The sequence below is a fragment of the Pantoea sp. ACRSC genome, from assembly GCF_022346785.1.
Classification (GTDB): Bacteria; Pseudomonadota; Gammaproteobacteria; order Enterobacterales; family Enterobacteriaceae; genus Pantoea; species Pantoea alvi.
In genome coordinates this window covers 212,187-231,778 of sequence record NZ_JAKRNN010000002.1, presented here as the reverse complement: position 1 = coordinate 231,778, position 19,592 = coordinate 212,187, and the positions used below count along the sequence as shown (strand labels likewise).

The window sequence follows — 19,592 nt, the reverse complement described above, 5'->3', positions numbered from 1 at the left end:
CACCAGGAGAGCGCATCGTGCGCGAACCATCAATGAGGAGGGGAAAAATGAGCAAGAAGATTGCGGTGTTGATTACCGATGAATTTGAAGACTCAGAGTTCACCTCACCGGCCGACGCCTACAAGCAGGCGGGCTTTGAGGTGGTGACCATTGAGAAAGAGGCGGGTAAAACCGTCACCGGCAAGCAGGGCGAAGCGCAGGTGAAAATCGACCGCGCCATTGACGACGTCAGCCCGGCAGAATTTGACGCGCTGCTGCTGCCTGGCGGCCATTCGCCCGACTCGCTGCGCAGCGACGATCGTTTTGTCACCTTTACTAAAGAGTTCGTTGCCAGCGGCAAACCGATTTTCGCTATCTGCCACGGCCCGCAGCTGCTGATCAGCGCTAACGGCGTGCGCGGCCGCAAAATGACCTGCGTGAAGGCAATTGCTGTCGATCTGCGTAACGCCGGCGCGGACTTCTATGATGAAGAGGTGATTGTAGATGACGATCGACTCGTCACCAGCCGCACCCCGGACGATCTGCCCGCCTTTAACCGCGAGTCGCTGCGGATCCTTCAGGCGTCATAACGCCCTTTTCCCTTTCCCTCAGGGGAAAGGGATTTCACTCTCGTCACGCCGCCAGCTAATTTTCTTACCAAAACCCAGCGCGTTATCGGTCATCTTGACCTCCTCCAGCCGGATCTCCCACAGCGGTGCTGAGACTTTGCGCGCCACTGGAAAACGTTTTTGATAAGCCTTGCGCGCCTGCGCTTCCGCGTCGCCCTCAAGCCGCGCAATCTGACCGCGATACTGCACGCCTTTAATCAGCAGCACGGTTTTAGGCTGGCCGTTGACCGTGCCCGCGACCTGCGGATTGGCCTGCAGCAGCGCGCCGTGGCGCGTGTCAGGTTCCGTCATCAGCCAGAACGCCATGCGTGCCTCGTCGAACACGTAAAAGCAGTTAGCGCACCAGAGGTCGTTGTCGGCCTGGCAACAAAGCGAGAGGACATGCTGTTTTTTCAGGTAACGCACCAGATGAGAATGGTCAGACACCTTCTATTGCTCCGTGCAAAAATCGTCAGATAGCCGCCGCGCCGCTGGCGCGCTACACTGCCCGACAGTAAAGATTCAGGGATGCAGATTATGAATGAGGGCTGGCAGCTCTATATCGTCCAGACCGCCGCCGGCGCGCTCTACACCGGCATCACCACTGACGTGGCGCGGCGCGTCGAGCAGCATGCCGCCGGACGCGGCGCGCGCGCCCTGCGCGGCAGAGGCCCGCTGTCGCTGGTTTATCGCTGCGACGCCGGCGACCGCGCCGCGGCGTCGCGGCTGGAGTACCAGGTCAAGCAGCTCAGCCGCCAGCAGAAGCTGCGGCTGGTGGCACAACAGCCGGACTGCCTTGCCAGCTGGCTTACGCAAGCCGGTTAAACGGCTCGGCGAAATCGATCTCCCCTTCTGCGCCGACAAAGGCATCGTCCGCCAGGCGATAGATCTGAAATGCCGCTTCGCCGCCCTGCCAGCGGCAGCGCAGCCCGTGGCGCGCAGCTGGCTCAAAGCCGAAGCGATTATAGTAGGCCGGATCGCCCACCACCACGACCGCGCTGTAGCCGAACTCATTCAGCGTATCCAGCCCGGCGTAGATCAGCTGCTCGCCGATTTTCTGGCCGCGCACGCTTTCATCGACCGCCAGCGGTGCCAGGCCGACCCAGTTACGGTCTTCGCCCTGTAACGTCACCGGGCTGAACGCGGCGTAGCCCAGCACCTGGCCTTCGTCGTCCGTCGCGACCACGCCCAGCGTCAGCAGCCCGTCTTCCCGCAGCTGCTGCACCAGTTCGGCTTCCGCTTCGGTGCTGAAGCTGCGTCTTAACAAACTGTCGATGCTTGCCGCATCCACCCCAATTTCTGTGCGAATTAACATACAGTCTCCACGCGCGCCTGTGCGGCCTTCGCGTCCTGTTTCATTCCCGCTTCGACAAACGCAGCCAGCTGCTGCAGTCCCGTGCGCAACGCCGTGGGCATAGACTCAAGTTCCAGAGCATCCATCAGGTTTTTCACCTCCAGTCCCAGCTCTGTGTCGCCTTCGATCAGCAGACGACGCTGGAAAAACAGCATATCCGGATCCGCCTTACGGGCGGCGACCAGCAGCAGATCGTTTGCATTGCCGCGGAACCAGACGTCCGCTTCGGCATCCTGTACGACCCTGAGCTGGCCCTCTTCAATGGTAGTAATCCAGCGTAAACCCACATCTGCGATCTCAATACCCAGATGACGCGCCTGCAGAAAGTCTAACTCACCTTCCGCCAAAGCATGGCGAAATTGCCAGTTTAGGAGTTGTTGCAGAAAAGCTTTTTTTAACGGGAACGGGGTAAGCGAAACAGGTAAGGCCAGGAATTTCGGGCCTTTTTTCACTAACTCAGCACGTAACTGTTGAAACACGGGCGTCTCTCCCTTGTGGAAATTTCAGGTATATTGCCACATCCGCCGCCGCACGCCGCAGCCGAGATCAATAATTTCGCCGCCCCATTGCGCCAATTTTCCGCTATCCGTCGCCTCAACTGGCGATTCACTGCCCCAAATCAACATTTCGCCCCTGCCGCTTGCCTAGACTCGTCACCTTGTCCTGTCGACGAGGGATCACTATGGAACTGCTGTGTCCGGCCGGTAATCTGCCCGCCGTGCGTTCAGCGGTGGAGAATGGCGCCGATGCGGTGTATGTCGGACTGAAAGATGACACCAACGCGCGCCACTTCGCCGGGCTGAACTTTACCGATAAGAAGCTGGTGGAAGCGGCGCGCTATCTGCATCAGCATCGCCGTAAATTACATGTCGCTATTAACACCTTCGCTCACCCTGACGGCATGGGCCGCTGGCGGCGCGCCATCGACGTGGCGGCGCAGAACGGCGCGGACGCGCTGATCCTCGCCGATATCGCCACGCTGGAGTACGCCGCGCAGCGCTATCCCGAGGTTGAACGCCATCTGTCGGTGCAGGCCTCCGCCACCAATCTGGAAGCGGTGCGCTTCTACCATCGTCACTTTGCCCTGAGCCGGGTGGTGCTGCCGCGCGTGTTGTCGCTGCATCAGGTGAAGCAGCTGGCGCGCGAGACGCCGGTGCCGCTCGAAGTCTTCGCCTTCGGCAGCCTCTGCATCATGGCAGAGGGCCGCTGCTATCTCTCCTCCTGGCTGACCGGCGAATCGCCCAACAGCGCGGGCGCCTGTTCACCGGCGAAGTTTGTGCGCTGGCAGCAAACGGCTAACGGCATGGAGTCGCGCCTTAACGATGTGCTGATCGACCGCTACGCGGCGGATGAGAGCGCCGGTTATCCCACGCTGTGCAAAGGACGCTATCAGGTCAACGGTCAGCGCTATCACGTACTGGAGGAGCCCACCAGCCTGAATACCCTGACGCTGCTGCCGGATCTGCTGCGCGCTGGCGTCGCCTCGGTGAAGATTGAGGGACGCCAGCGCAGCCCGGCCTATGTGGCACAGGTGGCGCGCGTCTGGCGTCAGGCGATCGACCGCTGCAGGCACGCGCCAGAGAGCTTTGCGGTTACCGAGGCCTGGACGGCGGCGCTGGACGAACTGTCCGAAGGCTCGCAAACCACGCTTGGCGCTTACCACCGTGAATGGCAATAAGGAGAAGAGAATGCAATACGCAATCGGCCCGGTGCTGTGGTACTGGCCGACAGAGCAGCTGGCGAACTTTTATCAGCAGGCGGCAAACAGCAGCGCGGATATTGTCTACCTCGGCGAGGCGGTGTGCAGCAAACGACGCGCCACGTCGTTTCAGCGCTGGATGGAGCTGGCGCGCGAACTGGCAACCAGCGGCAAGCAGGTGGTGCTGAGCACGCTGGCGCTGCTGCAGTCGCCCTCGGAGCTGAAAGAGCTGAAGCGCTACGTCGACAACGGCGAGTTTCTGATTGAGGCCAACGATATCGGCACGGTGAACATGGCGGCCGAGCGCAAGCTGCCCTTTGTCGCCGGGCCTACGCTGAACGTCTATAACGTCGAAACGCTGCATCTGCTGGTGAAAGAGGGCATGACGCGCTGGTGCATGCCGGTGGAGATGTCGCGCGACTGGCTGCTGCAGCTGCTGCAGCAGAGCGAGGAGCGCAACATTCGCAGCCAGTTCGAGGTGGAGGTGCTGGGCTACGGCTATCTGCCGCTGGCGCTGTCGGCGCGCTGCTTTACCGCCCGCGCCGAAAATCGCGCCAAAGATGACTGCCAGACCTGCTGCATCAACTACCCTAACGGACGCCGCGTCCATTCACAGGAAGGGCAGCAGGTGTTCGTGCTCAACGGCATTCAGACCATGAGCGGCTACTGCTATAACCTCGGCAACGATCTGGTGGGCATGCGTGGCTGGGTCGATATTCTGCGCCTCTCGCCGCAGAGCCCCGCGACGCTGGAGGAGATTGCTCGCTTCCGCGCCAATGAAGAGGGCCAGTCGCCGCTGATGCTGGCCAGCGGCAACGACTGCAACGGCTACTGGCGTAAAGTGGCCGGCATGACGCTGCTGTCCTCCTGAAAGGCACATACAGGCTAGCCGCCTGCCGTTGTTAGCAGTTTTAATATGGGCATTATTACGTAATACTGGTTGGTGCAGGTCAATCATCACCTGCGCCATACCCAACTGGAGTGCCCATGTCTGAGAAAAAACCCCTTCGTCTTTCCGTGCTGGATCTGGCGCCGATTCCTCAGGGCTCGACCCCGCGCGATGCTTTTCATACCTCGCTGGCGCTGGCGCGTCAGGCGGAAGCGTTGGGTTATGAACGTTACTGGCTGGCCGAGCACCATAATATGACCGGCATCGCCAGCGCGGCGACGTCGGTGCTGATCGGCTACCTGGCGGCCAATACCACCACCCTGCATCTGGGATCGGGCGGCATTATGCTGCCGAACCATGCGCCGCTGGTGATCGCCGAGCAGTTCGGCACCCTGGCCTCGCTCTATCCCGGCCGTATCGATTTAGGCCTGGGCCGCGCGCCCGGCTCCGACCAGCGCACCATGATGGCGCTGCGCCGCCACCTCTCCAGCATCCATGCGGATACCTTCCCGGAGGATGTTCAGGAACTGATTAACTGGTTCGACGCCGACGAAGATGCGCAGCCGGCGGTTCAGCCCGTGCCTGGCCTGGGCATGAAAATTCCGGTCTGGCTGCTTGGCTCCAGCCTCTACAGCGCGCAGCTGGCGGCGCAGCTCGGCCTGCCGTTCGCCTTTGCGTCGCACTTTGCGCCCGATCAGCTGTTCCAGGCGCTGCATCTCTATCGTGAAAAATTCCAGCCGTCGGCGCGCCTGGAGAAGCCTTATGCCATGGTCTGCATTAACGTCGTGGCCGCTGACAGCGAGCGTGACGCGCGCTTCCTGTTTACCTCGCAGCAGCAGCAGTTTATCAACCTGCGCCGCGGTAAGCCGGGCCCGCTGCCTGCGCCGGTGGAAAACATGGATAACCTGTGGTCGCCGTCGGAGCAGTATGGCGTGCAGCAGGCGCTGAGCATGTCGCTGGTTGGCGATGCCGACAAGGTGCGTCACGGCCTGGCCGGACTGATGCGCGAAACCCAGGCGGATGAGATTATGGTCAACGGCCAGATCTTCGATACCGAGGCGCGTCTGCGCTCCTTCGCCATCGCGATGGAAGCGGCCCGCTCGCTGTAAGCTTTTCTGCGGTGGGCGCTACGACGCTTCCGGCCCCACCGCCAGCTGACGCACGTCGCGCGCGGGAGACCGGCCGTAAAAACGGCTGTACTCCCGGCTGAACTGCGACGCACTCTGATACCCCACGCGATAGCCCGCCGTACCCGCATCCAGCTTCTCCACCATCATCAGGCGTCGCGCTTCGTTAAGGCGCAGCTGCTTCTGATACTGCATCGGCGTCATCGCGGTGACCGCTTTGAAATGGTGATGCAGCGACGAAGCGCTCATGCCGACGCTGCTGGCAAGCCGGCCGATTTTTAACGGCTGATGAAAATTCTCCCGCAGCCAGCGTGCCGCACGCGCCACCTTGTTACCGGGCCGCTCCGCCAGCGCCATATTAAGGATGCGGCCCCCTTCCGGGCCGGTCAGCAGACGATAAAAGATCTCCTGCTCAATAAGCGGTGCCAGCGCGGCGATATCCTGCGGCTGATCCAGCAGGCGAATCAGACGGATGACCGCGTCCACCAGCAGCGGCGAAACTTTATGGGCGGCGATGCCGCGTTCGGTGCGCGCATCCAGCAGCGACGAGGTGAGCGGAAAGGTTTCGAGATAGCGCATTAACCGCGCTTCGTTGATGGCGATGCCAATGCCGAGATTGGGCTTCTCCGGCGTCGCAACGGTTACGCAGGAGCGCACCGGCATATCCATCGTCACCAGCAGCAGATCGCCAGGACCGTAATGAATAATTTCCTCGCCTATGCGCAGCGCTTTTCCGCCCTGCGCAACCAGCGCGAAGCTGGCCCACTGCGCATGGTAGGTTGGTTCCGATGGCCGCGAGCTACGGCCGAAAAAGAGAAAATCAATCGCGCTGTCGTGACGGCCATCGTCGGCCGCATGACGCGCGATAAGCTGCGCCAGATGCGCCAGCTGCGCCGGTTCCGCCATATTCTCCCTCCTTCTTCGCGAATAAATGCTGGCGAACATGTTACCTGAACCCGCAACGAACGCAGCCGCCTGGCCGCCAGATTTGCAGGATCGTGCAAGAGACTTGCAGGATTGCGCTACCGCACAATCAGCCTGAAAGCGCATATTTTGCAAACGCGATACTCAGGTGGAGAGACAAGATGAAAGCACTTGATGGAAAAATTGCGCTGGTGACGGGCGCCTCAAAGGGCATTGGCGCGGCCATCGCTACGGCATTTGGCGCGGCTGGCGCGCGCGTGGTGGTCAACTATCGCCAGGATGAGCCAGGCGCGGTGGATGTGGTGAGCGATATTCACACGCTGGGCAGCGAAGGGCTGGCGGTGCAGGCGGATATCTCGCGCGAAACAGACGTCGAGCGGCTGTTTGAAACCGCAGAGGCGCACTTCGGCACGCCCGATATTGTGGTCAATAACGCCGGCCAGTTTCATCACGGCGAGTTTGGCGCCCTGAGCCTGCTGGAGATGCAGCAGCAGATTAACGTGAACCTGCTCGGCACGCTGCTGGTTTGCCAGCAGGCGGCGCGGCGCTTTCCTGCGCGCGGCGGCTGCATTATCAATCTCAGCGCGCTGAACAGCCAGCAGAGCACGCCGGGTTCGGTACTCTGGGCGGCCACCAAAGGCGCTATCGATACGCTGACGCAGGGGCTGGCGCGCGAGCTGGGCCCGCGCAATATCCGCGTCAACGCGCTGGCGCCGGGTATTATTATGACGGAAGGGCTGCTGGCGGCCAAAAAGCTCAATCCGCAGCTTAAGGCGCAGCTGCTGGCGGCGACGCCGCTGGGGCGCTTCGGGCTGCCGGAAGATGTGGCGCAGGTGGCGCTGTTTCTCGCCTCAGAGGAGGCCGCCTATATCAGCGGCGAGCGCGTTCTGATAGCTGGTGGTGCCTGAGAAGAGAAAGAAAGGTAAAAAAAAAGGGAAGCCCGAAGGCTTCCCTTTTTATCAATCAGCCAGGCTGATTATCAGAACTCGCGACGACGCGGCGCTGCAGCAGCGCCCTCTTCGCGACGCGGACCGCGGCTGCCTTCACGGCTAAAGCTGCTACGTCCGCCTTCACGACCGCCTTCGCGACGCTCGGAAGAGAAACGACGTCCGCCTTCGCGACCACCTTCACGGTTGCCGCCGCCACGACGCTCGCCGCCGAAATCACGGCCGCCGCGACGTTCGCCGCGCCCTTCGCTCTGCGGCTGCGCATCGCCCAGCAGCTGCATATTCATCGGCTTATTGAGAATACGCGTGCGGGTGAAGTGCTGCAGGATATCGCCCGGCATGCCTTTCGGCAGCTCGATGGTCGAGTGGGTGCCAAACAGCTTGATGTTGCCGATGTAACGGCTGCTGATGTCGCCTTCGTTGGCGATAGCGCCGACGATGTGACGTACTTCAACGCCGTCATCACGGCCCACTTCAATGCGGTACAGCTCCATTTCGCCGACGTCGCGACGTTCACGACGCGGACGATCGCCGCCTTCGCGGTTGTCACGCGCTTCACGCGGCGCGCGGCGGTCATCACGACGGTCGTCGCGATCGCGGTACTCGCGACGCTGCGGACGCGGCGCATCCGGCTGTACGATCAGCGGACGTTCGCCCTGCGCCATTTTCAGCAGCGCGGCAGCCAGCGTTTCCATATCCAGCTCTTCCTGCGGAGAGAGTTTCTCCAGCAGAGCGCGATACTGGTCGAGATCGCTGCTTTCCAGCTGCTGCTGTACGCGCGCGGCGAATTTCTCCAGACGACGCTTGCTCAGCAGTTCGGCGTTCGGCAGTTCCACTTCTGGAATGGTCAGCTTCATGGTGCGCTCGATGTTGCGCAGCAGACGACGCTCGCGGTTCTCGACGAACAGCAGCGCGCGACCAGCACGACCGGCGCGGCCGGTACGACCAATACGGTGAACGTAAGACTCAGCATCAAGCGGGATGTCGTAGTTAACGACCAGGCTGATACGCTCAACGTCCAGACCACGCGCAGCAACGTCGGTGGCGATCAGGATATCGAGACGGCCATCTTTCAGACGCTCCAGCGTCTGCTCACGCAGCGCCTGGTTCATGTCGCCGTTCAGCGCGGCGCTGTTGTAGCCGTTGCGCTCCAGCGCTTCAGCCACTTCCAGCGTGGCGTTTTTGGTGCGCACGAAGATGATAGCGGCATCAAAATCTTCCGCTTCAAGGAAACGCACCAGCGCGTCGGTTTTACGACCGTACGCGGTCCAGTAAGACTGGCTGATGTCCGGGCGCGTGGTGACGCTGGACTGGATACGCACTTCCTGCGGATCTTTCATAAAACGTTTGGTGATGCGACGGATCGCTTCCGGCATGGTCGCGGAGAACAGCGCGGTCTGATGACCTTCCGGGATCTGCGCCATGATGGTTTCAACGTCTTCGATGAAGCCCATACGCAGCATTTCGTCAGCTTCGTCGAGCACCAGGCCACGCAGATTAGAGAGATCCAGCGTACCGCGTTTCAGGTGGTCGAGCAGACGACCCGGGGTGCCCACCACAATTTGCGGGCCCTGACGCAGCGCGCGCAGCTGCACGTCATAACGCTGGCCGCCGTAAAGGGCCACGACGTTGACGCCACGCATATGTTTAGAGAATTCAGTCATCGCTTCAGCAACCTGAACCGCCAGCTCGCGGGTCGGCGCCAGCACCAGGATCTGCGGTGCGCGAAGAGCAGGATCGATGTTGTTTAACAGCGGCAGCGAGAACGCTGCAGTTTTACCACTACCGGTCTGCGCCATACCCAGTACATCGCGGCCCGCCAGCAGGTGAGGAATACACTCAGCCTGGATCGGAGAAGGCTTAACGTAGCCCATGCCGTTCAGTGATTCGAGGATGTCGGCGTTCAGGCCCAGGTCAGCAAAAGTGGTTTGGATATCAGTCATGTAGTACACGTGCCTCTTAGATTGCGGCGGCCAGTCTACATAACTCGTCGTGAAAATTTTCAGTCATTTTCATCAAAAAGTGTGAACCGGCTCAAATTAGAAGTTTTGACGAACAGAAAGGCCCTCATCCCGGAAGATGATGACTTAACGGGTACTTCAGGCAATAAAAGTTCGTCAGCTATTGCTGGTCAGATTCTGATAAATCGTCTTGTGTCTGGCCGAGTTGCGCCAGTTCCAACAATGCGTATCGGTGTTCAACAAAGTTATTGACGTTGTTGGCCACCGCCAGTTTGAACAGCGCTTTCGCGTTGTCCTTCTCCCCCAGACTTAGGTAGTGCTTACCTAAATAGAAGTTGGTTTCACTGAGATGTTCAGCGAGCGAGGTGTTATCCGTTGCGTCTGCCTTGAGACGTTCCATCAGCGTGCTTTCACTGATGTCGCCAAGGTAGAATTCGACAATGTTCCATCCCCATTGATCACGGGCCGCTTTGTCGTAACGCTGCTGCAGCGCAACTTTCGCCTTATCAGCATCCATCTCGCGTTCATCGAGATAGAGCCACAGGCTGCGGAAAGGATCGTTGGGATCGTCTTGATAAAACGCCAGCAGATCATCTTGCGCTAACTTGTATCGACCGCCGTAATAGAGGGCGATACCACGGTTTAAATGCGCATAATTGTAAGTTGGATCAAGCTCAAGTACAGAATCAAACGCTTCATAGGCAGCATCAAAGTTGCCTGCCTGCGTTAAATATATGCCGAGATAGTTAAACACTTCCGGCATATCTGGTCTTATAGACAGCGCTTGCGAGAAATCGTTCCGCGCCAGTGCTCTCAGACCGAGACTATCATACAACACTCCGCGCTCATATAACAGCTGTGCGCGTTCATCATCGGTAAGGGCGCGACTGGCAAGAATTTGTTCCATGCGCGCCAGAATCACTTCCTGCTGCAGTGTGGGCTGTAGAGGTACTGCAAGAACTTCGTTCTTACGCCAATTGGAGTTGCTGCATCCTGCCAGCGTGATAGCTGTCGCAACAAAACACCAGCGCAAAAAAGGCTTCATTTCCCACTCCCGAATACAAACATTAGGACAACGCTCCTGTTATCCGCCTGCTGTGCACAAGGATTCCCGCCCTCGCGATGACACAAACGCCTCTCCCATCCGCGATGGGATAAGGAGAGGCAAACAGGGAATTACTCTGCGTCTGGTGCGCTGGTCACGGCAGCTTCTTCGCCCTGCGGCTTAGACTCTGTCGCTTCTTTGATGCTCAGACGGACGCGGCCCTGACGATCCACTTCCAGCACCTTAACCGGCACTTCCTGACCCATCTGCAGGTAGTCGGTCACTTTCTCTACGCGCTTGTCGGCGATCTGAGAAATGTGTACCAGACCTTCCTTGCCGCCGCCAATGGCGACGAAGGCGCCGAAGTCGACGATACGGGTCACTTTACCGCTGTAGATACGGCCCACTTCGATCTCGGCAGTAATCTCTTCGATGCGACGAATCGCCTCTTTCGCCTTCAGACCATCGGTCGCCGCGATTTTCACGGTGCCGTCGTCTTCGATCTCGATGGTGGTGCCGGTCTCTTCGGTCAGCGCGCGGATCACGGAACCGCCTTTACCGATCACATCTTTGATCTTGTCTGAATTGATCTTGATGGTGTAAATGCGCGGCGCGAACTCAGAGATTTCTTTACGCGGCGTGCTGATTGCCTGCTCCATCACGCCCAGGATGTGCAGACGCGCACCTTTAGCCTGATTCAGCGCAACCTGCATGATTTCGCGGGTGATGCCTTCGATTTTGATGTCCATCTGCAGCGCGGTGATACCTTCACGGCTACCGGCTACTTTGAAGTCCATGTCGCCGAGGTGATCTTCGTCGCCGAGGATATCGGAGAGCACGACAAACTTCTCATCTTCTTTCACCAGGCCCATCGCGATGCCTGCAACGGCCGCTTTGATCGGCACGCCAGCATCCATCAGCGCCAGTGAAGCACCGCACACGGAAGCCATAGAAGAAGAGCCGTTGGACTCGGTGATTTCAGAGACAACGCGCACGGTGTACGGGAACTCTTCCTGCTTCGGCATCACGGCCAGCACGCCGCGTTTCGCCAGACGGCCGTGACCAATTTCACGACGCTTCGGCGAGCCGACCATACCGGTTTCACCTACCGAGTACGGAGGGAAGTTGTAGTGGAACAGGAAGCTGTCGGTACGTTCGCCCATCAGCTCATCCAGGTTCTGTGCGTCGCGCGCGGTACCCAGCGTCGCGGCGACCAGCGCCTGCGTTTCGCCACGGGTGAACAGCGCCGAGCCGTGCGTGCGCGGCAGTACGCCGGTGCGCACGTCCAGACCACGGATCATATCTTTTTCACGGCCGTCGATACGCGGTTCGCCGTTCAGGATACGGGTACGCACCACGTTCTTTTCCAGACTGTGCACGATATCGCCGATTTCAGCGTCGTCCAGCGTCTCGTCTTCAGCCAGCAGCGCAGCGATGGTTTCATCTTTGATGACGCCAACCTGAGTGTAACGCTCCTGCTTGTCGGTGATGCGGTAAGCGTCGCTGATGCGCGCTTCGGCCAGCGCGGCAACGCGTGCGATCAGCGCATCGTTAGCCGGCTCAGGCTGCCAGTCCCAGCGCGGTTTGCCCGCTTCTGCGACCAGATTATTGATGTTTTCAATCACAACCTGCTGCTGCTCGTGGCCGAACACCACTGCACCCAGCATCTGATCTTCGGTCAGGATGTCCGCTTCGGACTCAACCATCAGTACCGCATTCTGCGTACCGGCAACCACCAGATCCAGACGGGACTGTTTGATTTCGTCAGCGGTCGGGTTCAGCACATACTGGTCGTTGATGTAGCCGACGCGCGCGGCACCGATTGGACCGTTGAACGGCAGGCCAGACAGCGCCAGCGCGGCGGAGGCGCCAATCATCGCAACGATATCCGGGTTAACCTGCGGGTTAACGGAAACCACGGTGGCGATAACCTGAACTTCGTTCACGAAGCCTTCCGGGAACAGCGGGCGAATCGGGCGGTCAATCAGACGCGCAATCAGGGTTTCGCCTTCGCTTGGACGGCCTTCGCGACGGAAGAAGCTGCCCGGGATACGGCCAGCAGCGTAGGTACGCTCCTGGTAGTTCACGGTCAGCGGGAAGAAGTCCTGACCTGGCTTAGCTTTTTTCTGGCCGACAACGGTAACGAATACCGCGGTGTCGTCCATGCTGGCCATAACGGCTGCGGTGGCCTGGCGCGCCATCATGCCGGTTTCCAGCGTGACGGTATGCTGACCATATTGGAATTGACGTACGATCGGGTTCAGCAAAATGAATTCCTTAACTTCGGGGCTACGCCTCACTGGCGTGCCATGGATTACCGATCCTCAGTTGCATCCTCGCGACTAATGACAACCCTTAACCGAATCTGCGGTAAAGCCTCTCATTAGCCGCGCGAACCTCTGCAAACGAAGATCACTCACTGCAACAATACATGAGTTTGGTCCGGATTGCTGCGCATTGCTCGAAAAAAGGGGCCGTAAAGGCCCCCTTTTCGTGAAACTCGCACGAATCTGATCGCAAGACGCGTTTTTTCGCAAACTCTCTGCGCTACATCCTTGATCAGATTCTTCAGACTTAGCGACGCAGGCCCAGGCTTTCGATCAGGCTGGTGTAGCGTGCAACGTCTTTACGCTTCAGGTAGTCCAGCAGCTTACGACGCTGAGATACCATGCGCAGCAGACCGCGACGGCTGTGGTGGTCTTTCTTGTGCTCAGAGAAGTGACCCTGCAGGTGGCTAATCTGGGCAGTCAGCAGTGCAACCTGAACTTCAGTTGAGCCGCTGTCGTTAGCGCCACGACCGTATTTAGCAACGATCTCTGCTTTAGCTTCTACGCTTAGAGACATAATAAACTCCAGTAATAAATGAATGTATGGGCGCCGATCTCTAATTCAGCTACCCGCTTTAAAGCCGCGCTATTCTACTCTTCGACCGATAGCAACGCAAATAGGACGTTGCGTAACGTTACGCGGGATACTCGACCACCAGACGACGCGGCGCCACGCGACCGTCATCGGCGATTTCCGCCATGCCGATAAATTTATGCGCATCGCCTTCCGTAACGCGTACCAGTCCCTGCTGCGGCGCATTCGCCGCCTCAACCGGCATGCCCTGCTTAAAAAAGGCAGCGACGGCAGAGGGCAGATTGACGATGGGGAACGCGTCCGCCGGGCTATCCATCGGCAGCAAAAGCGCGTCGAGCGGCGCGTAATCGGGCGTTTCCGCCGCGTTTACCGTCGCCGCCACGGCCTGCAGCTGCTCCAGCGTCATCATCTTTTCAATCGGATAGCGCGCTACCTGCAGGCGACGCAGCATAATCACATGCGCGCCGCAGCCGAGCGCCTCACCCAGATCGTCGATAATGGTGCGGATATAGGTGCCTTTGGATACGTGGATTTCCAGCTCCAGCTCACTGCCTTCCCAGCGAATAAACTGCAGCTCGAAAACGGTAATCGGACGCGCGTCGCGCGGCACGGTAATGCCTTCGCGCGCGTATTCATACAGCTTCCGCCCCTGATACTTGAGCGCCGAAAACATGGTCGGCACCTGCATGGTGTCGCCGCGAAAGCTCTCCAGCGCCGCGTCGAGCTCATCCTGGCTAAACGAGATCGGGCGAGTTTCGACGATATTGCCGTCGGCGTCGGAGGTATCGGTACGCTCGCCGAGGCGCGCGATAACGCGATAGCGCTTATCCGAGTCGAGCAGATACTGGGAGAACTTGGTGGCTTCACCGAGGCAGATCGGCAGCATGCCGGTCGCCAGCGGATCGAGCGCGCCGGTATGGCCCGCTTTATTGGCGTTAAAGAGACGCTTAACTTTTTGCAGCACATCGTTAGACGACGCGCCCTGCTGCTTATCGAGCAGGAACACGCCGTGGACGTCGCGACCGCGACGACGAGGACGACTCATCAGTCCTCCTTGTCATCTTCCGCCGGGTTCTCACCGCGGCGCTCAACGTCGTTTCTGATAACGTTCGTCACCAGGTTCGACATGCGCATACCTTCAATCAGCGAGTTGTCGTAGAAGAAGGTCAGCTCCGGCACAATGCGCAGGCGCATCGCTTTGCCGAGCAGAATACGGATATAGCCGGAGGCCTCTTTCAGCGCCTTCAGACCATTTTTCACCGCATCCTCATCTTTGTCGTTGAGGAAGGTGACAAACACTTTGGCATAAGCGAGATCGCGCGACACTTCCACGCCGGATACCGTCACCATCATGCCAAGACGCGGATCTTTAATCTCGCGCTGCAGAATGATGGCGATCTCTTTTTGCAGCTCCTGCGACACGCGCTGTGGACGGCCAAATTCTTTTGCCATAATCAACTCTCCAAAATAATTCGGGAGGCCAGCGGCCTCCCAAATTGCAACACATCGCGTAATGCTTATTCGATGGTGCGCTTAACTTCAATCACTTCGAACACTTCGATCATATCGCCAACGCGAACGTCGTTGTAGTTCTTCACGCCGATACCACACTCCATGCCGTTACGCACTTCGTTAACGTCATCTTTGAAGCGGCGCAGAGATTCCAGCTCGCCTTCGTAGATAACCACGTTGTCGCGCAGTACGCGGATCGGGTTGTGACGTTTGATATTGCCTTCGGTGACCATACAGCCCGCGATCGCGCCAAATTTCGGTGACTTGAACACGTCACGAACTTCAGCCAGACCGATAATCTGCTGTTTGAACTCCGGTGCCAGCATACCGCTCATCGCTGCTTTCACTTCGTCGATCAGATTATAGATGACGGAGTAGTAACGCAGGTCGACGTTTTCAGCATCGATGACGCGACGCGCAGAGGCATCGGCACGTACGTTGAAGCCGAGGATGATAGCGTTAGAAGCCGCAGCCAGCGTGGCGTCGGTTTCGGTGATACCACCCACGCCCGAACCGATAATCTTCACCTTCACTTCGTCGGTGGAGAGTTTCAGCAGCGAGTCGGAGATCGCTTCCACAGAACCCTGGACGTCGGACTTCAGCACGATGTTCAGCTCGGAGACTTCGCCTTCGGTCATGTTGGCGAACATGTTCTCCAGCTTGGCCTTCTGCTGACGCGCCAGTTTGACTTCGCGGAACTTGCCCTGACGATAGAGCGCAACTTCACGCGCTTTCTTCTCGTCACGCACCACGGTCGCTTCGTCACCCGCTGCCGGCACGCCGGACAGACCGAGGATCTCTACCGGAATGGACGGACCCGCTTCCAGCACTTCGCGACCCAGCTCATCACGCATCGCACGCACACGGCCATATTCGAAGCCGCACAGCACGATGTCGCCTTTGTTCAGGGTACCTTCACGCACCAGTACGGTCGCAACCGGACCACGACCTTTATCCAGGAAGGATTCGATTACCACGCCGCTCGCCATACCTTCACGGATAGCGGTCAGCTCCAGCACTTCCGCCTGCAGCAGAATGGCGTTCAGCAGGTCGTCGATGCCGGTACCGGCTTTCGCAGAGACATTGACGAACATGTTTTCGCCGCCCCACTCTTCCGGGATGATGCCGTACTGAGTCAGTTCGTTCTTCACGCGATCCGGATCGGCTTCCGGCTTATCGATTTTGTTAACGGCAACCACTACCGGCACGCCCGCCGCTTTCGCGTGCTGGATTGCTTCGATGGTCTGCGGCATCACGCCGTCGTCAGCCGCCACAACGAGGATAACGATATCCGTCGCCTGCGCACCACGCGCACGCATCGCGGTAAACGCGGCGTGGCCCGGGGTGTCCAGGAAGGTGATCATGCCGTTGTCGGTTTCGACATGGTAAGCACCGATGTGCTGGGTAATGCCGCCCGCTTCGCCCGAGGCGACTTTGGTCGAACGGATGTAGTCCAGCAGCGAGGTTTTACCGTGGTCAACGTGACCCATGATGGTCACGACCGGCGCACGGGATTCCTGCGCGGCATCGGTATCGCGATCGCTCATTACCGCTTCTTCCAGCTCGTTCTCGCGGCGCAGGATCACTTTGTGACCCATTTCTTCCGCAACCAGCTGAGCGGTTTCCTGGTCGATAACCTGGTTGATGGTCGCCATCGCGCCCATCTTCATCATCGCTTTGATGACCTGCGAACCTTTTACCGCCATTTTGTTAGCCAGTTCGGCTACGGTGATGGTTTCGCCGATGATGACGTCGCGGTTAACAACCTGAGCAGGTTTATTGAAGCCTTGCTGCAGTGCGCTTGGCTTGCGGTGTTTGCCGCCTTTGCCGCCACGGAACTGCGCGCGCGCTTCTTCGCGATCGGTTTTAGCTTCAGAATGCTTGTTGCCTTTCTTCGCCGGACGCGCGGCTTTAGCGGTGGTACGCGCACGCGCGCGGCCCGCTTCTACCTGCCGGTCGTTTTCGTCTTCCGCCTGACGGGCATGAGTAGAGGTAGTGACGTGATAGTCGCCTTTATCCTCTTCTTCAGGTTTCTCCCATTCAGCCGATTTTTCTTCGGCCAGGCGGCGCGCTTCTTCAGCGACGCGGCGTGCGTCTTCTTCAAGCTTACGGCGCGCTTCTTCTTCCGCTTTACGCTTCAGTTCAGCCGCTTCGGCTTCGCGACGGGCTTTATCGGACTGCGCAGCCTTGGTCATATCGTCGGTTTGATGATTCGTCACTTTTTCTTTTTCCGCTGCTTCACGCTTCGCCTTTTCAGCGGCTTCGCGCTTGGCTTTCTCTTCGGCTTCACGTTGCGCTTTTTCTTCAGCTTCGCGACGGGCTTGTTCTTCTGCCTCGCGTTGCGCCTGTTCTTCCGCTTCACGCTGAGCCTGGGCTTCTGCTTCAGCCTGTTCAGCTTCCGCATCACCTTTTACGTAGGTGCGCTTTTTGCGGACTTCGATTTGCACCGATTTACTTTTACCCCCGGTGCCTGGGATATTCAAGGTACTGCGCGTCTTACGCTGCAATGTTAACTTGCCTGAGCCGGTCTGACCATGCTCGCGATTGAGGTGAGACAATAAAGTTTCTTTCTCTTGCTGCGTGACCGCGTCGTTCTCCGACTTGCGGATCCCCGCGTCAGCAAATTGCTGAACCAGGCGATCGACCGGGGTCTGAATCTCTGCGGCCAGCGATTTTACGGTTACATCTGTCATGCTGTTCCTTCCTGTTATTACGCGTCATCGCCGAACCAGCAGATATTTCGCGCGGCCATAATCAGCGCGCCGGCTTGCTCATCATTCAGCCCTTCAATATCCGTCAGATCGTCGACACCTTGCTCGGCGAGATCTTCCAGCGTGCAAACGCCTTTCGCCGCCAGGCGGTACGCCAGCGTACGATCCAGGCCGTCGAGATTCAGAAGATCCTCAGCGGGCTCCTGATTACCACGGCTCTCTTCTTTCGCCAGCGCCAGGGTGGTTAACGCATTTTTGGCTCGTTCACGCAGGGCTTCTACGGTCTCTTCGTCCAGACCATCAACGTCCAGCAGCTCGTTGATCGGCACGTATGCCAGCTCTTCCAGCGAAGAGAAGCCCTCTTCCACCAGTACGGTGGCGAACTCTTCGTCGATGTCGAGATGTTTAGTAAACATATCAATAGCAGCATGCGCTTCGGCCTGGTGTTTCGCCTGCAGATCATCGACGGTCATCACGTTCAGCTCCCAGCCGCTCAGCTGGGAAGCCAGACGCACGTTTTGGCCGTTACGGCCGATCGCCTGAGCCAGATTGCCGGCTTCAACAGCGATATCCATGGTGTGGTTATCTTCATCAACCACGATTGACGCCACGTCGGCCGGGGCCATGGCGTTAATAACAAACTGCGCCGGGTTATCGTCCCACAGCACGATATCGATGCGCTCGCCGCCCAGCTCGCTGGAAACAGCCTGAACGCGCGCGCCGCGCATACCGACGCAGGCGCCGACCGGATCGATACGTTTGTCGTTGGTTTTCACCGCGATTTTAGCGCGTGAACCCGGATCGCGAGCCGCCGCTTTAATTTCGATGACTTCTTCGCCAATTTCCGGCACTTCGATGCGGAACAGTTCGATCAGCATTTCCGGTTTGGAACGGGTCACGAACAGCTGCGCGCCACGCGCTTCCGGACGTACGGCGTAGAGCACGCCGCGAATACGGTCGCCCGGACGGAAGTTCTCACGCGGCAGCATATCTTCACGCAAAATCACCGCTTCGGCGTTGCTGCCGAGATCCAGGGTGATATTGTCGCGATTCACTTTCTTCACCACGCCGGTGATGATTTCGCCTTCGTGCTGGCGGAACTGATCGACCACCATTGCGCGCTCGGCTTCGCGCACTTTCTGCACGATAACCTGCTTCGCGGTCTGGGTCGTAATACGGTCGAAAGTGACCGATTCGATCTGATCTTCAACGTAGTCGCCCAGATTGAACGCTTCATCCTCGAAGCGGGCTGCCTCCAGCGTGATCTCGCGCGTCGGCTGCGTCACCTCTTCTACCACTTCCCAACGGCGGAAGGTGTCGAAGTCGCCGCTTTTGCGATCGATGCTGACGCGAACGTCAATCTCTTGCTCATACTTCTTCTTGGTTGCAGTTGCCAGCGCGCTCTCCAGCGCTTCGAAGATTTTCTCACGCGGCAGGGCTTTTTCGTTAGAAACGGCTTCTACAACAGCTAAGATCTCTTTGTTCATCCTGGTTAGCCTCAATCCGGACTTTTAAAAGTGGGGGACCAGGTTCGCTTTCTGAATATTGCTCAGCGCGAACACCTCGTCTTTACCCTCAACGGTCACCGTCACCATCTCGCCGTCGACCGACTTGATGATGCCCTGCCATTTACGACGGTTCTGTACCGCCATACGCAGGACCAGACTGACTTCTTCGCCCGTATACCGCACGTAGTGTTCTGCGGTAAACATCGGGCGATCCAGTCCCGGTGAGGAGACTTCAAGGTTGTAAGCCACGGTGATGGGATCTTCCACATCCAGCACCGCGCTTACCTGGTGGCTGACATCCGCGCAATCATCGACATTGATGCCATCTTCACTATCAATATAGATGCGCAGGGTTGATGTGCGACCACGAACGAATTCAATACCGACCAGTTCATAGCCGAGCGCTTCTACCGGAGCCGATACCAACTCTGTCAATTTTTGCTCTAATGTGGACAAGCCCACCCCC

General features: G+C 58.6%; 21 protein-coding genes. 6 read left to right on the top strand and 15 right to left on the bottom strand.

Features of this window, described 5'->3' with window-relative positions:
• Positions 1-47 precede the first annotated feature (47 nt).
• On the top strand, positions 48-569 hold the full coding sequence (locus MHZ97_RS04575; protein ID WP_103793802.1) for a type 1 glutamine amidotransferase domain-containing protein: 522 nt from the start codon (positions 48-50) through the stop codon (positions 567-569).
• A gap of 18 nt (positions 570-587) precedes the next feature.
• Here the strand turns inward: MHZ97_RS04575 and MHZ97_RS04570 are convergent, their stop codons facing one another.
• Positions 588-1,034 carry a YhbP family protein gene (locus tag MHZ97_RS04570; protein ID WP_239313384.1) on the bottom strand — a complete coding sequence of 149 codons (447 nt, stop codon included), beginning with the start codon at positions 1,032-1,034 and terminating at the stop codon, positions 588-590.
• 90 nt (positions 1,035-1,124) lie between these two features.
• On the opposite strand from MHZ97_RS04570, the gene MHZ97_RS04565 reads away from it, so the two are divergent.
• On the top strand, positions 1,125-1,412 hold the full coding sequence (locus MHZ97_RS04565) for a GIY-YIG nuclease family protein (RefSeq protein WP_103794033.1): 288 nt from the start codon (positions 1,125-1,127) through the stop codon (positions 1,410-1,412).
• Here the strand turns inward: MHZ97_RS04565 and MHZ97_RS04560 are convergent.
• The 3 genes from MHZ97_RS04560 to MHZ97_RS22285 are packed head-to-tail and all read right to left on the bottom strand — an operon-like array spanning position 1,396 to position 2,567.
• Complete coding sequence (locus MHZ97_RS04560; protein WP_239313387.1) at positions 1,396-1,902, bottom strand: GNAT family N-acetyltransferase; 507 nt, start codon at positions 1,900-1,902, stop codon at positions 1,396-1,398. The two genes, MHZ97_RS04565 and MHZ97_RS04560, sit on opposite strands and share 17 nt — an antisense overlap.
• Positions 1,896-2,420: an SCP2 domain-containing protein gene (locus tag MHZ97_RS04555; RefSeq protein WP_103793799.1), complete on the bottom strand. Its 525-nt coding sequence runs from the start codon at positions 2,418-2,420 to the stop codon at positions 1,896-1,898. Before MHZ97_RS04555 ends, MHZ97_RS04560 begins: the two co-directional genes overlap by 7 nt.
• 24 nt (positions 2,421-2,444) lie before the next feature.
• The gene (locus tag MHZ97_RS22285) at positions 2,445-2,567 is read right to left on the bottom strand and encodes a hypothetical protein (protein ID WP_255728864.1); all 123 of its coding nucleotides are present in this window, start codon (positions 2,565-2,567) and stop codon (positions 2,445-2,447) included.
• A gap of 56 nt (positions 2,568-2,623) precedes the next feature.
• Here MHZ97_RS22285 and MHZ97_RS04550 point away from each other — a divergent pair, with 56 nt between their 5' ends.
• The 3 genes from MHZ97_RS04550 (at position 2,624) to MHZ97_RS04540 (ending at position 5,638) form a co-directional block, all read left to right on the top strand.
• Entirely contained in the window at positions 2,624-3,619 is a 996-nt protein-coding gene (locus MHZ97_RS04550; protein ID WP_103793798.1) for a peptidase U32 family protein, read from the top strand.
• Between the two features lie 10 nt (positions 3,620-3,629).
• Positions 3,630-4,511 carry a U32 family peptidase gene (locus MHZ97_RS04545; RefSeq protein ID WP_103793797.1) on the top strand — a complete coding sequence of 294 codons (882 nt, stop codon included), beginning with the start codon at positions 3,630-3,632 and terminating at the stop codon, positions 4,509-4,511.
• Positions 4,512-4,627: 116 nt separating this feature from the next.
• On the top strand, positions 4,628-5,638 hold the full coding sequence (locus MHZ97_RS04540) for a luciferase-like monooxygenase (protein ID WP_103793796.1): 1,011 nt from the start codon (positions 4,628-4,630) through the stop codon (positions 5,636-5,638).
• An 18-nt stretch (positions 5,639-5,656) separates the two neighbouring features.
• Here MHZ97_RS04540 and MHZ97_RS04535 read toward each other — a convergent pair whose 3' ends face one another.
• Positions 5,657-6,562 carry an AraC family transcriptional regulator gene (locus MHZ97_RS04535; RefSeq protein WP_103793795.1) on the bottom strand — a complete coding sequence of 302 codons (906 nt, stop codon included), beginning with the start codon at positions 6,560-6,562 and terminating at the stop codon, positions 5,657-5,659.
• A gap of 179 nt (positions 6,563-6,741) precedes the next feature.
• Here MHZ97_RS04535 and MHZ97_RS04530 point away from each other — a divergent pair, with 179 nt between their 5' ends.
• Positions 6,742-7,488 carry an SDR family NAD(P)-dependent oxidoreductase gene (locus MHZ97_RS04530; RefSeq protein WP_103793794.1) on the top strand — a complete coding sequence of 249 codons (747 nt, stop codon included), beginning with the start codon at positions 6,742-6,744 and terminating at the stop codon, positions 7,486-7,488.
• 71 nt (positions 7,489-7,559) lie between these two features.
• Here MHZ97_RS04530 and MHZ97_RS04525 read toward each other — a convergent pair whose 3' ends face one another.
• The 10 genes from MHZ97_RS04525 to rimP form a co-directional block, all read right to left on the bottom strand.
• The gene (locus tag MHZ97_RS04525) at positions 7,560-9,470 is read right to left on the bottom strand and encodes a DEAD/DEAH family ATP-dependent RNA helicase (RefSeq protein ID WP_239313390.1); all 1,911 of its coding nucleotides are present in this window, start codon (positions 9,468-9,470) and stop codon (positions 7,560-7,562) included.
• 16 nt (positions 9,471-9,486) lie between these two features.
• Positions 9,487-9,543 (bottom strand): protein YrbN, encoded by a 57-nt coding sequence (gene yrbN, locus MHZ97_RS22405; protein ID WP_100229640.1) that lies wholly within the window; start codon positions 9,541-9,543, stop codon positions 9,487-9,489.
• Between the two features lie 105 nt (positions 9,544-9,648).
• The gene (gene nlpI, locus MHZ97_RS04520) at positions 9,649-10,533 is read right to left on the bottom strand and encodes a lipoprotein NlpI (RefSeq protein WP_033749316.1); all 885 of its coding nucleotides are present in this window, start codon (positions 10,531-10,533) and stop codon (positions 9,649-9,651) included.
• Positions 10,534-10,664: 131 nt separating this feature from the next.
• Positions 10,665-12,800, bottom strand: a complete 2,136-nt coding sequence (gene pnp, locus MHZ97_RS04515; RefSeq protein ID WP_103793792.1) for a polyribonucleotide nucleotidyltransferase — start codon at positions 12,798-12,800, stop codon at positions 10,665-10,667.
• 307 nt (positions 12,801-13,107) lie between these two features.
• The gene (rpsO, locus tag MHZ97_RS04510) at positions 13,108-13,377 is read right to left on the bottom strand and encodes a 30S ribosomal protein S15 (protein WP_033749314.1); all 270 of its coding nucleotides are present in this window, start codon (positions 13,375-13,377) and stop codon (positions 13,108-13,110) included.
• A gap of 118 nt (positions 13,378-13,495) precedes the next feature.
• Positions 13,496-14,440, bottom strand: a complete 945-nt coding sequence (gene truB, locus MHZ97_RS04505) for a tRNA pseudouridine(55) synthase TruB (RefSeq protein ID WP_239313393.1) — start codon at positions 14,438-14,440, stop codon at positions 13,496-13,498.
• Positions 14,440-14,847 carry a 30S ribosome-binding factor RbfA gene (gene rbfA, locus MHZ97_RS04500; protein ID WP_103793790.1) on the bottom strand — a complete coding sequence of 136 codons (408 nt, stop codon included), beginning with the start codon at positions 14,845-14,847 and terminating at the stop codon, positions 14,440-14,442. The genes truB and rbfA overlap by 1 nt, the downstream gene beginning before the upstream one ends.
• A 65-nt stretch (positions 14,848-14,912) precedes the next feature.
• Positions 14,913-17,600, bottom strand: coding sequence for a translation initiation factor IF-2 (infB, locus tag MHZ97_RS04495; protein ID WP_103793789.1), 2,688 nt, complete (start codon positions 17,598-17,600; stop codon positions 14,913-14,915).
• A gap of 17 nt (positions 17,601-17,617) precedes the next feature.
• A complete protein-coding gene (gene nusA / locus MHZ97_RS04490; protein ID WP_033749311.1) occupies positions 17,618-19,105 on the bottom strand; it encodes a transcription termination factor NusA in 1,488 nt (495 codons plus the stop codon).
• A gap of 24 nt (positions 19,106-19,129) precedes the next feature.
• On the bottom strand, positions 19,130-19,582 hold the full coding sequence (gene rimP / locus MHZ97_RS04485; RefSeq protein ID WP_033749310.1) for a ribosome maturation factor RimP: 453 nt from the start codon (positions 19,580-19,582) through the stop codon (positions 19,130-19,132).
• Positions 19,583-19,592 lie beyond the last annotated feature (10 nt).